The organism is Micromonospora sp. FIMYZ51 (assembly GCF_038246755.1).
GTDB lineage: Bacteria > Actinomycetota > Actinomycetes > Mycobacteriales > Micromonosporaceae > Micromonospora.
The window spans coordinates 6,046,087-6,057,919 of the sequence record NZ_CP134706.1; the positions used below are offsets into that span (position 1 = coordinate 6,046,087).

Annotated in this window: 8 protein-coding genes; 3 read left to right on the forward strand and 5 right to left on the reverse strand. The window is 72.4% G+C overall.

The genetic code is table 11. The features are described 5' to 3' along the window. Positions 1-18: 18 nt before the first annotated feature. The 3 genes from QQG74_RS27065 to QQG74_RS27075 all read right to left on the reverse strand — a co-directional run bounded on the left by QQG74_RS27065 (position 19) and on the right by QQG74_RS27075 (position 5,127). Positions 19-3,513 carry an ATP-dependent DNA helicase gene (locus QQG74_RS27065; RefSeq protein WP_341717504.1) on the reverse strand — a complete coding sequence of 1,165 codons (3,495 nt, stop codon included), beginning with the start codon at positions 3,511-3,513 and terminating at the stop codon, positions 19-21. Positions 3,514-3,742: 229 nt separating this feature from the next. Then, positions 3,743-4,288: a TIGR00730 family Rossman fold protein gene (locus QQG74_RS27070; protein ID WP_341717505.1), complete on the reverse strand. Its 546-nt coding sequence runs from the start codon at positions 4,286-4,288 to the stop codon at positions 3,743-3,745. A gap of 2 nt (positions 4,289-4,290) precedes the next feature. Beyond that, positions 4,291-5,127 (reverse strand): TIGR00730 family Rossman fold protein, encoded by an 837-nt coding sequence (locus QQG74_RS27075; protein WP_341717506.1) that lies wholly within the window; start codon positions 5,125-5,127, stop codon positions 4,291-4,293. A gap of 138 nt (positions 5,128-5,265) precedes the next feature. Here QQG74_RS27075 and QQG74_RS27080 point away from each other — a divergent pair, with 138 nt between their 5' ends. Beyond that, positions 5,266-5,421, forward strand: coding sequence for a hypothetical protein (locus QQG74_RS27080; RefSeq protein WP_341717507.1), 156 nt, complete (start codon positions 5,266-5,268; stop codon positions 5,419-5,421). A gap of 42 nt (positions 5,422-5,463) precedes the next feature. Here the strand turns inward: QQG74_RS27080 and dapE are convergent, their stop codons facing one another. Beyond that, a complete protein-coding gene (gene dapE / locus QQG74_RS27085) occupies positions 5,464-6,537 on the reverse strand; it encodes a succinyl-diaminopimelate desuccinylase (RefSeq protein WP_341717508.1) in 1,074 nt (357 codons plus the stop codon). Between the two features lie 137 nt (positions 6,538-6,674). Here dapE and dapD point away from each other — a divergent pair, with 137 nt between their 5' ends. After that, positions 6,675-7,634, forward strand: coding sequence for a 2,3,4,5-tetrahydropyridine-2,6-dicarboxylate N-succinyltransferase (dapD, locus tag QQG74_RS27090; RefSeq protein ID WP_341717509.1), 960 nt, complete (start codon positions 6,675-6,677; stop codon positions 7,632-7,634). A gap of 62 nt (positions 7,635-7,696) precedes the next feature. On the opposite strand, the gene QQG74_RS27095 is transcribed toward dapD, so the two are convergent. Further along, entirely contained in the window at positions 7,697-11,050 is a 3,354-nt protein-coding gene (locus tag QQG74_RS27095) for a S8 family serine peptidase (RefSeq protein WP_341717510.1), read from the reverse strand. 141 nt (positions 11,051-11,191) lie between these two features. On the opposite strand from QQG74_RS27095, the gene QQG74_RS27100 reads away from it, so the two are divergent. Next, the gene (locus QQG74_RS27100; RefSeq protein WP_341717511.1) at positions 11,192-11,749 is read left to right on the forward strand and encodes a sugar O-acetyltransferase; all 558 of its coding nucleotides are present in this window, start codon (positions 11,192-11,194) and stop codon (positions 11,747-11,749) included. Positions 11,750-11,833: the final 84 nt, after the last annotated feature.

The following is an 11,833-nucleotide window of genomic DNA, read 5'->3' on the forward strand; positions in this document are numbered from 1 at the left end:
TCTGCGGAGCTGGCACGCTCACTCCTTGTGCTCCGGCTGCCGGACGGTCGGTGGCTCGACCACCTGCCGTCCCTGACCGGACACCGGGCAGCTGGTGCGCACCGGGCACACCCGGCACTTCGAGTTGGCGACCGCGGCGAAGGTGGCGGCGGCCATCGTATCGGCGGTACGGCGGACCAGCGCGGTGGCCCAGCCGGCCTCCGGCCCGTCGGTCGTCGGCGGCTGCGCCTGCTCCTTGGCGTCGCGTGCGCCGGTGCCGAGCTGCACCAGAGCCGCCCCGCCGGGCTCGTCGCCGAACTCGGCGAACGCACCCGCCTCCACCGCCGCCTGGTACGCGCCGAGCTGCGGATGCTCGGCCACCTCACGCGCGGTGACGGCGGTGGACTTGCCGGTCTTGAGGTCCACCACCACCAACCGGCCGTCCGCGTCCACCTCCAACCGGTCCACCCGGCCGGTCAGCTCGACCGGCCGGTGCGGGTCGTCGAGGCGTACCGCGAACTCGTGCTCGATGGCGAGCAGCCGGCGCGGATTGGCGGCCAACCAGCGCAGCAGCTTGTCCACCATCTCCTCGGCGCGGCTCAGCTCCGGGCCGACCATCCACCGCGCGGCCAGCTCGATCGCGTCGAACCGGGCGGCGACGTAGTCCAGCAGCTCACCCCGGTCGGCGCTGGCGTCCTCGGCAAGCATCGCCGCCGCGTGCACCAGGTTGCCGACGCCCTGCGCGGTGCTGGCCGCAGCGGTGCCGCCGTGCCGCTCCAGCAGCCAGCGCAGGCTGCACCGCAACGCGCTCTCCATCGCCGACGGGGTGACCCGGACCGGCTCCCCCTCGTCCACAAGTGGCCGGTCGTCCGAGAGCGGTCGCAGCCCCCACCAGTCGTCGGGGTGCGCGCCGGAGACTCCGGCGGCGGCCAGCCGGGCCAGCTCGGCCGCCGCCGCCCGCCGCCGGGCGAGCGGGACCGTCGGGTCGGCGACCGCGGTACGCAACTCCGCCACCAGCGCCGGCAGGGTCAGCGCCCGAGGTGGACGGCTGATCGGCAGCGTGCGCGGCGGCGCGGCGTCCGCCGGGCCGCCGCCGGCCGTCGAGCCGTCGGACCCGGTCTGCGGCGCCGCGCCGCCCACCGCGTCCGGTCCCGACGGGTCGTCCGGTCCGTCCGGCCTCGGCGGTCCGGGTGGGGCATCCGGCCCCGCTGGTCCGGGCGGTGCGTCGGCGGTGGGGTCGGCGGGCCCCAGCTCGTAGAGGAAGCGGCTGGGCTGTTCCTCGTGGTCGTCGCCGCCGACGGCCGCCGAGGCCACCGCGCTGACCAGCAACCGGCGCCGGGCCCGGGTCACCGCGACGTGGAACAGCCGTCGCTCCTCGTCCAGCAGGGCGGAGGTCTGCCCGACCAGGGTGGCCACCCCACCGCTGCCGTCCGACCGGCCGGCCAGCACGTCCACCAGGCGTTCGGAGCCGAGCAGGCTGCCGCGCAGCCGCAGGTCGGGCCAGACCCCCTCCTGCACCCCGGCGACGGCGACCAGGTCCCATTCGAGACCCTTCGCGGCGTGCGCGGTGAGCAGCCGCACGGCGTCCCCCCGGTCGGCGGTCGGGGCGAGGGTGTCGGCCGGCAGCTCCTGGCCGAGCACGTGGTCGAGGAAGACCTCGGTACGCGCGCCCGGAAGCCGGTCGGTGAACCGGGCGGCGGCGTCGAAGAGCACAAGCACGGCGTCCAGGTCACGGTCGGCCGCCTCGGCCCGACGTCGGCGGGCGAGGTCACCCTCACCGGCCTCGGCCGGCCCCCGGGTCAGTGCGGCGGACCACAGCTCGGCCAACCCGCTGGCCCGCCACACCGCCCAGAGCACCTCCTCGGCGCCTGCGCCGGGTCGGCCGGCCGCCTCCCGGGCCACGGCCAGCAGGCCGGCCACCGTCTGCGCCGGCTCGGCCCAGCGCCGTTCGATACCGGCCAGCTCGGCCGGATCACGCAGCGCCTCGACGATCAACTCGCCGGAGGGGCGACGATCGCCGGTGGCCAGGGCGATGGCCCGCAGGCCCTGTCGCAGTCGCCGCTCGGCCAGCGGGTCGGCACCGCCGAGCGGCGAGTGCAGCAGGGCGACGGCGGCCTCCTCGTCAAGCCGCTCCGGCTCCAACGCGCAGCGCAGCAGGAGCAGCAGCGGTGCCACCGCAGGTTGCAGGTGCAACGGCAGGTCCTCGCCGTGCACCACGGTCGGCACGCCGGCCGCGTGCAGCGCCCGACGCAGCGTGGGCAACTGGCGGCCGGTGGAGCGGACCAGCACCGCCATCCGTCCCCAGGGCATGCCGCCGAGCAGGTGCGCCTCACGTAGGGCGTGTGCCAGCCAGGCCGCCTCACTCGTGGCCGAACGGAACGTGCGTACCTCCACCTCGCCGGGCGGCGCGTCCGGTAGCGGGGAGAGCCGGCGATGCGCCGCCGGGCCGCGCAGCCGACGCGCCAGTCGGGCGGCGGCGGCCAACAGTCGCGGACCGGCGCGGTAACTGGTGGTCAGCAGCAGCTGCGCGGCCGGTGCACCGGAGGCGGTACGGAACCGGTGCGCAAACGTGGTGACCCCGGTCGGATCCGCACCCCGGAACGCGTACGTGGACGAGTCGGGATCGGCGAAGGCGACAAGTGGTGGACCACCACCGGCCACCGTCTCCAACAGCGCGAGCTGGGCGGGATCGGTGTCGGCCAACTCGTCGACGTAGACGTACGCCAGCCGGCGCCGCTCGGCGGCCAGCAGCTCCGGGTCGTCGCGCAGCATCCCGGTGGCGGCCCGGACCAGCTCGGCCGGGTCGTACGCGACCGAGCCCCGGTTGGCCACGTCACGCAACGCCAGCACCGAGACGTACTCCCGGAGGAACCGCGCGGCGGCCGGCCAGTCGGCGCGGCCGAGCTGCTCGCCGAGCCGGGAAAGCTCGACCGGGCCGATCCCGCGTTCGGCCGCGCGCATCAGCAGGTCGCGCAGCTGGGCCGCGAACGCCCGGGTGCGCAGTGCCGGGCGCAGGTCCTCGGGCCAGCCGACCGGGTCGTCACCCGGTTCCGCACCGACGACATCCAGCAGCTCGCGGATGATCAGATCCTGTTCGGGGCCGGTGAGCAGCCGCGGTGACGGCTCGCCCCGCTCGGCGGCGGCCCGCCGCAACAGCCCGAAGGCGTACGCGGGAAAGGTGCGTACCAACGGTTCGCGCAACACCCGCTGCCCACCGGCGGCGATCCGGGCCTCGATCCGCTGCCGCAGCTCGGCGGCACCCCGCCGGCTGAAGGTGAGCACCAGGATCCGCTCCGGATCGACCCCCTCGGCGACCCGGGCGGCGACCGCCTCGACAAGCGTCCGGGTCTTGCCGGTGCCCGGTCCACCGAGAACCAGCATCGGCCCGTCGGTGTGCGCGACCACCTCGGCCTGCCCGGGATCGTCCCGACCGGCCACAGTCTCCGGGCGACCCTGGTCCGTGACCGAGCCGCCGGACGGGCCACTCCCCTCGGTCGGCCCGCCGGGCCGACGCACCAGCCGGTACGCCTGCATCCCGCCATCCCATCACGGGCCTGCGACAGTCCCCCACCCGCCACACCACCCCTCGCCCCGCCCCACCCTCGCCCCCGCCCTCGCCCTCGCCCTCGCCCTCGCCCTCGCCCTCGCCCTCGCCCTCGCCCCGTCGATCATGCACATTGCGTCGGGATAAATCGCCGCGAAAGGGAGAAGCCGGCGACCAAAAGTGCAAGATCGGCGAGCTGGGGTGGCGAGGGGTGAGGGGTCAGGTCAGGTGGGATTCGAGGAGGTCGAGGGCGGCGGGGACGGTGTCGGTGGTCTGGAGCAGGCCGAAGCCGGCGGGCTTGAGGAAGGTCTGGTCGGCCAGATTTCGCAGCCAGTCCAGCAACGGGCGGTAGAAGCCGTCGGTGTCCACAAGCACCATCGGCTTGTCGTGCAGGGCCAGGGTGGCGGTGGTCCAGACCTCGAAGAGCTCGTCGAGGGTGCCCAGCCCGCCGGGCAGGGTGAGGAAGGCGTCCGACTTCTCGACCATGACGATCTTCCGGCTGGCCATCGAGTCGGTCACCAGCAGCTCGTCGGAGGCGAGATCGGCCACCTCAAGGTCCACAAGCGCCTGCGGGATCACCCCGATGGTCCGCCCGCCCGCCGACCGCGCACCCTCGGTGAGCGCGCCCATCATGCCGACGCTGCCACCGCCGCTGACCAGGGTGTGCCCGCGCCGGGCCAGCTCCGCGCCGGTGGCCGTGGCAAGGTCGAGCCAGCGCTGGTCCAGGGTTCGGGAGGAGGCGCAGAACACGCAGATCGCCGCCATCCTCAGCGCTCCGGCTCGTCGGCCGCGGCCTGCTGGTCGGCGGCGGTACGGGCGACCGCCTCCTCGCGTACCGCCTCCTGCTCCGAGCTGAGCGCGGCCTCGGCCTCCACGATGTGCCGCACCGCCGTGGCCACGTCGTCGGTGACGCAGATCAGCTCCAGGTCGACCGGCCCGATCTTGCCCTCCGCGGCCATGGTGTCGCGCAGCCAGTCGAGCAGCCCCTGCCAGTAGGCGGCACCCATCAGCACCACCGGGAACCGGGTGACCTTGCCGGTCTGCACCAGGGTGAGCGCCTCGAACAGCTCGTCCAGGGTGCCGAAGCCGCCGGGCAGCACGACGAAGGCCTGGGCGTACTTGACGAACATCGTCTTGCGCACGAAGAAGTAGCGGAAGTCGATCGCCAGGTCGACCCACTCGTTGATGCCCTGCTCGAAGGGGAGTTCGATGCCGAGCCCGACGGAGAGTCCGCCGGCCTCGCTGACGCCCCGGTTGGCCGCCTCCATCACCCCGGGGCCGCCGCCGGTGATCACCGCGTATCCGGCACGGGCCAGGGCCGCGCCCACCGCCTCGGCAAGCTGACACTCGGGGCTGTCCGGCTTGCTCCGGGCGGATCCGAAGACGCTCACCGCGGGCGGCAGGTCGGCGAGGGTGTCGAACCCCTCCACGAACTCGGAGAGGATGCGCAGCGCACGCCAGGCGTCCTTGGTCTTCCAGTCGGACCGCGTCCGCGAGTCGAGCAGCCCCTGGTCGGCAGTGCTGGTGGTGGCGGCCTGACGACGCAGCGTGACGGGGCCACGATGCCGCTCCCGCCCCGGTTCACGATGGTTGCTCTGGCTCATGAGAGCAACCGTAGTGGAGCCGCGACGAAGAACTCGACAAACACTTTGTGATCTTGTGCAACCAAATCGCTTTGCCGTACGTCTTACTATTCACATACCGGGTATGCCCCGGCACGCAGGCTTCGGGGGAGGGACAGCGTGATCACCAGCAACGAACGGATCCGGATCCGACGACAGATGCAGCAGCGAATCCGCGACGTGGTGGCCGAGCGTCGCCGCGCCCGCCTGCTCGACAACTCGCCGGAACCACCGACCGAGACCACCGCCGCCGACTCGCACCTGACCAGCGTCTGACCTCAGCACCCGCCCGGCCGGACGGGAACCGAGCCGCGCGGCTCAGTCGCGGGAGAGCCAGCGGTGCAGGGTGGCGGCGCCGTCCCGGATCTTGCCGATCTCCACGTGTTCGTCCGGGTGGTGGGCCAGGTTGGGGTCACCCGGGCCGAAGTTCAACGCCGGAACGCCCATCGCCGCGAACCGGGCCACATCGGTCCAGCCCAGCTTCCCGATCGGCGCGGCACCCACCGCCGCCAGGAACTCCCGCGCGGCCGGTGCCTCCAGCCCGGGCAGCGCTCCGGCGGCGCTGTCGGTGACCGTCAACTCGTAGCCCGCGAAGATCTCGCGCAGGTGCGCCTCGGCCTCAGCCGGCGTACGGTCCGGCGCGAAGCGGTAGTTGACCCCGATCTCGCACCGGTCCGGCACCACGTTCCCGGCCACCCCGCCGGAGATCCGCACCGCGTTCATCCCCTCGCGGTACTCGCAGCCGTCGATGGTGACCCGCCGCGCCTGGTATTCGGAGAGCCGCCGGAGCACCTCACCCGCCCCGTGCACCGCGTTGACCCCGTGCCACGAGCGGGCCGAGTGGGCCCGGACCCCGGTGGTGACCACGGTGGCCCGCATGGTGCCCTGGCAACCCGCCTCCACGACGCCGTACGTCGGTTCGAGCAGCAACGCGAAGTCCGCCGTCAGCCACTCGGGGTGCGTCTCGGCCACCAGGTGCAGCCCGTTGTACCTGGACTCGATCTCCTCCGCCTCGTAGAAGAAGTACGTGACGTCGTAGCGAGGGTCGGGCAGGGTCGCCGCCAGGTGCAGCGCGAAGGCCACCCCGGACTTCATGTCCGAGGTGCCGCAGCCGTACATCAGGTCGCCGCGCACGGTCGACGGGAAGTTGTTGTTGAGCGGGACGGTGTCCAGGTGCCCCGCCAGCACCACCCGGGACGACCGGCCAAGGTCGGTCCGGGCCATCACCGTGTTGCCGTGCCGGTAGGTGGTCAGGTGCGGCACCTTCCGCAGGACCTCCTCAACGCAGTCGGCGATGGCCTTCTCGTTGAGGGACACGGACTCGATGTCGACAAGCGCGCGGGTCAACGCCACCGGATCGGCGAGGACATCGGGGGTAAGCGGGTTCTCCATGGTCCGCACGGTACCGTCACAACCGGCGACCGTCAGACGCGAGCCCGCCGGCCCTTCGGCGAAGCGCGCGGAGTGAGCTTGCGAGCCCCGCAGTCGCGAGCAGCAGTCGGCACGAGATGAAAACGAGAGGTGAGTAAGTGACGTCCACACACTCCGCGTGGGGTATCGGCCTGGCCACCGTCACCGCCGATGACCAGGTGTTGGACACCTGGTACCCGACCGGCAAGCTGGGCCTGGGCGAGCTGCCGTTGGTGCCCGGCGAGGACGAGGCCGACGTGCTGGACCTGCCGCCGGGCGCGATCGGCGAGCGGTCGCTGCCGGGTCTGCGTACCGTCCAGGTGGTCGCCGTGATCAGCTCGCTGGACGGCCCGATCTCCGACGCCGCCGACGCGTACCTGCGGCTGCACCTGCTCTCCCACCGCCTGGTGCGACCCAACGAGCTCAACCTCGACGGCATCTTCGGCAAGCTGGCGAACGTGGCCTGGACCTCCGCCGGCCCGTGTCCCCCCGAGCGGGTGGACGAGTTGCGCGTGATCGAGCGGGCCGCCGGCCGCCACCTGGCCGTGTACGGGGTGGACAAGTTCCCCCGGATGACCGACTACGTGGTGCCCTCCGGGGTACGCATCGCCGACGCCGACCGGGTCCGCCTCGGTGCGCACCTCGCCGCCGGCACCACCGTGATGCACGAGGGCTTCGTCAACTTCAACGCCGGCACCCTCGGCACCTCGATGGTCGAGGGGCGGATCGTGCAGGGCGTGGTGGTCGGCGACGGCTCGGACATCGGCGGCGGCGCCTCCATCATGGGCACCCTCTCCGGCGGCGGCACCGACAAGATCCGCGTGGGTGAACGCAGCCTGATCGGGGCGAACGCGGGCGTGGGCATCTCGCTCGGCGACGACTGTGTGGTCGAGGCGGGCTGCTACATCACGGCCGCCTCGAAGATCACCCTGCCGGACGGTCGGGTGGTCAAGGCCCGCGAACTCTCCGGCGTCGACGGCCTGCTGTTCTGGCGCAACTCGGTAAGCGGCGCGCTGGAGGCCCGGCCGCGTACCGGCCGTGGCATCGAGCTGAACGCCGCCCTGCACGCCAACGACTGAGGTGTAAGGAGGGGCCCCTTCCTAACGCCTCGCGCATAGGAAGGGGCCCCGCTTAACACCGCTCAGCGCAGGCGGTACGCCTGGATGATCCGCTGGGTCACCGTGTTGCCGGCGGTGTCCCGGGCACTTGCCCGCAGCGACACGTGGCCGGTGCCGCGCGGATGCTGGACGGTGGCCTGCCAGCCGTCGCCACTCTTCTGCACCTTCGCCCGCTGCCAGTTCCGCCCGCCGTCGTAGGAGACCTCCACGGTCAGCGACGCGGTCCTCGCCGCCGGAGCACCGGGCTGGCGCTGCACCGCGACCGGGATCACGAAGGACCGGCCGGCCGGCGCGGAGTGCCGCGCGTCCAACGTGGGCGTGAACCTGATCACCGAGGCCGGCAGCGGCAGCCACTCGTCACCCTGGACGTGTCGGGAGCGGAACGTCCAGGCGGCGGCGACCTCCGTGCTGAGGTCGGTGAAGCTGCGCTTCGCCGACGTCTCCAACCGGTAGTTGGCCGCCCGGGCGGGCACCTCGAAGAACCCATCGCCCGGGTACGCCGTCTCGTCGACAAGCTTGCCGTCGCGGTACAGGGCGGTACGCGCCGCGTCGACGATCGACGCGCCGGCATGCTCCTGGGCGTCACCGTGCATCGGCAGGCTGAGCACGATCAGGTCACCCTGACGGGTGAGCCCCTGACCGGGCCACTGGCGAGCGGGGAAGGACGGCCCGTAGGGCGCGCCGTTCCAGGTGTCCTGGTACTGGCGACCGGCGCGGTACGCGGTCGGGTTCGACCACAGCAGGGTCACCGGGTCGAGCCACGGCTGCTCGGTCGGCGTACCGAACCACAGTTCGCTGGCGTAGCGCACCGTCCCGGTGTTGTAGTACTCGACCCGCTGCGCCGGTGCCGTGCCGAGCACCACCACCGCCCAGCCGCCCAGGTCGGGTTCGAAGACCGGAAAGACCAGCCGCTCGGTGAGCGTGCCCGGGGGCCCGCTCTGGAACGTCTGCCTGACGGTGGCCAGGTCGCGGCTGCGGTAGTGCTTGTTCAGGCCGTTCGGCATCCGCCCCTCGATGCGCTCGGCCAGCGCGTAGAAGTACGGACTGTGCGCCACGTCCCGATCGGCGAACTGGGTGTTCACCGTGACGAAGAAGTGTTCCGCCGCCGCCGGCCGACCGAGCTGCCCGGTGCGGACGCTGTCGGCATCGGGGCCCACCACCCCGAAGATCGAGGCGCCTGCGTCGATCATGAAGGCCGCGTCGACGGCCACCATCGCCCGCTGGGCCGACCGGTCCGGCACCGTCATCCGCACCGGCCCCGCATTGCGCGCGTCAGCCGTGACCGCGGTGTCCCGGGTCACCTCCAGCTCCGGCTGGACCACAAGCGTCTGAACCTCGCCATCCGCCTCGATCACGTAGCTGGCCAGGCCGTACCGCCCCTTGGGTACGCGCACCTCGGCGGTGCCGTCCGGGTCGTACGCCAGGTAGTCGCTCAGGTCCGTCAGCCCGACCAGGAAGGTGGTGTGGTCGGACGTCACGGCACCGGCACGGTCCAGATGGCGCACGCTCACCGTGTAACTCTCCACCTCCTTGTGCACGGCCAACGGGGTGTTCACCACGGCGTCGCCGGCACGGGCGACGATCCGGCCGGTGTAGTGACCGTCCGGGGCGTCGATCGTGGTGTCGGCGGTGACGGTGGCCGACGCGGTGCCACCGGCCGGGACCACCACCTGCGCGGTGCTCAGCGAGAACATCTCCGCCGGCGCCGCTACCCCATCGGGACCAGCGGCCTGCACCGAGAGGTCCAGGGTGAGCGGTGCCGACCCGCTGTTGTGCCAGGTCAACTCGCGGACGACCGGCTCGTCGTCATCGTGCGGCCAGAGGGTACGCCCGAAGGAGACGCTGGCCGGCTCGCTGAACAGCGACTGGGTGACGGCCCGGGCCAGGTCGACCCGACCGGCCCCCTGCTGGTACGCGGACAGTTCGGGATGGGGCCGGGCCGAGGCCATCAGGAGCGCCTTGAGTTGCGCTGCTGTGGCGTCGCCGCGCTGCTGGGCGAGCAACGCCGCCGAGCCGGCGACGTGTGGCGCGGACATCGAGGTGCCGGAGAGCGCGACGTACTGCTCTCCCACCGGCTCGCCGAGTTCGGTGCCCTGCCCTCGGGCGGCGACGATGTCCACGCCGGGCGCGGTGATGTCGGGCTTCAACCCGTCATCGCCGGTACGCGGGCCCTGGCTGGAGAAGTCGGCAAGCTCGTCGTCCCGGTCGACCGCGCCGACGGCGAGCGCCGCGTCCGCGCTGGCCGGCGAGCCGACCGTGCCGGCCCGGCCGCTGTTGCCGGCCGAGATCACGAAGAGTGCCCCGGTCTGCGCGGTGAGCGTGTTCACCGCCTCTTCCAGCGGGTCGAGCTGCGGAGTGTCGTATCCGCCGAGGCTCAGGTTGATCACGTCGGCCTGCTTGTCGACGGCGGCCCACTGCATCCCGGCCAGGATGGCCGACTCGGTGCAGCCGTACTCCTCGCAGACCTTGCCGGAGAGCAGTGTCGCGTCCGGCGCCACGCCGCGGTACCGGCCGCCGGAGGCGGCGCCGCTGCCGGCGATTATCGACGCCACGTGGGTGCCGTGCCCGACGAGGTCGCCCGGTGCCTCCTCCTCGGTGAAGTTCTGTGCCTCGGCGACGCGCCCGGTCAGGTCCGGATGCGCGGCGTCGACGCCGGTGTCCAGCACCGCGACCCGTACCCCCTGACCGGTGAAGCCGGCCTGGTGGGCGGCGGGGGCACCGATCTGCGGCACGCTGTGCTCCAACGTCAGTTCGCGCCTGCCGTCGAGCCAGATCCGCTCGACACCCCCCGCCGCGTCGACGCGGGCGCCGGTTGCGGCGACGGCGGCCCAGACCTGGCCGGCCTGCCGCTTGTCGGCGCTGGCCGCGACACCACCGACGGCCGCCAGGTCGCGGGTGACGGTAAGCCCCTCGGGTGCGGCGGTACGCCGGGCCGCATCGGCGCGGTACGTCATGATCAGGGGCAGGTCGGCGCGGCGGGCGTCGTCGTAACCGGCGGCGATCAGGCCGGTCACGTCGAAGAGTCGGCGGTCGACCCGTCCGTCACGAATGAGCGGCAGGGCGTCCTGCGGCACCACCCAGAGGTGGTCCCGCTCTCGCCGGGTGAGGAAGGTGACGTCGGCACGTCCGGGCGCGGGGCGGACGCTCGTCGCACCGGAGGCGCTCACGGTGACCCGGTCACCGGTGAGCAGCGTGACGGTGGTCGGCTTGTTGCTTCCGGCTGGGCGGTCGGCGTCCGTTCCCGCCGGGCCAGCCGCAGTGAGCTGGGCGGACGGTGGCGTGGTGGGTCGGTGCGGCGCGGCTGCGGCGACGGCCGGCGTGCCGAGCAGCAGTCCCACCACGAGTCCACCGGCGGTCAGTTTGCTCTTCCGTGGCAACTGATCCTCCTTCGTGGAGCGTCTCTGTCGACGAGGACTTCATCGACAGCTATCACTCATGCATACTGAGTATGCAATGGAGAGTCAAGAGAAAAGTGTGGAAAGTCCGGATGTCGACCCGCGTGCGGCATGATCGGACGGATGACATCCATGAAGGAACGCATGCTCGCCGGGGAGCCGTACCTGGCCGACGATCCGGAACTGGTCGCCGAGCACCTCCACGCGCTGCGACTGATGGAGCGGTTCAACACCAGCCGCGTCGACGACCCGGACGGCCGCCGGGCCGCACTTGTCGAGCTGCTCGGCGAGCTGGGCGAGGAGGCCGAAATCCGCCCACCGTTCTACTGCGACTACGGCTACCACATCCGGATCGGGCCGCGCAGCTTCGTGAACTACCACGCGGTCTTCCTCGACGTCGCGCCGATCACCATCGGCGCCGACGTCCAGGTCGGACCGAACGTCCAGCTGCTCACCCCGACCCATCCGGTGGAGCCGGCGGCGCGGCGGGCGAAGTGGGAGGCGGGCAAGCCGATCACCATCGGCGACAACGTCTGGCTGGGTGGTGGCGCGATCGTGCTCGCCGGAGTCACCGTCGGCGAGAACACCGTGGTCGGCGCGGGCGCCGTGGTGACCCGCGACCTGCCGGCCAACGTGGTAGCTGTCGGCAATCCGGCGCGACCGGTACGCGAGATCAACTAACCTCGACAACTCCTCCACCTGCGAAAATACCTCTTTTGGGGGTGGCACTCCGGGCCAAAAACGAGCACTCTGGGTAATGGAGTC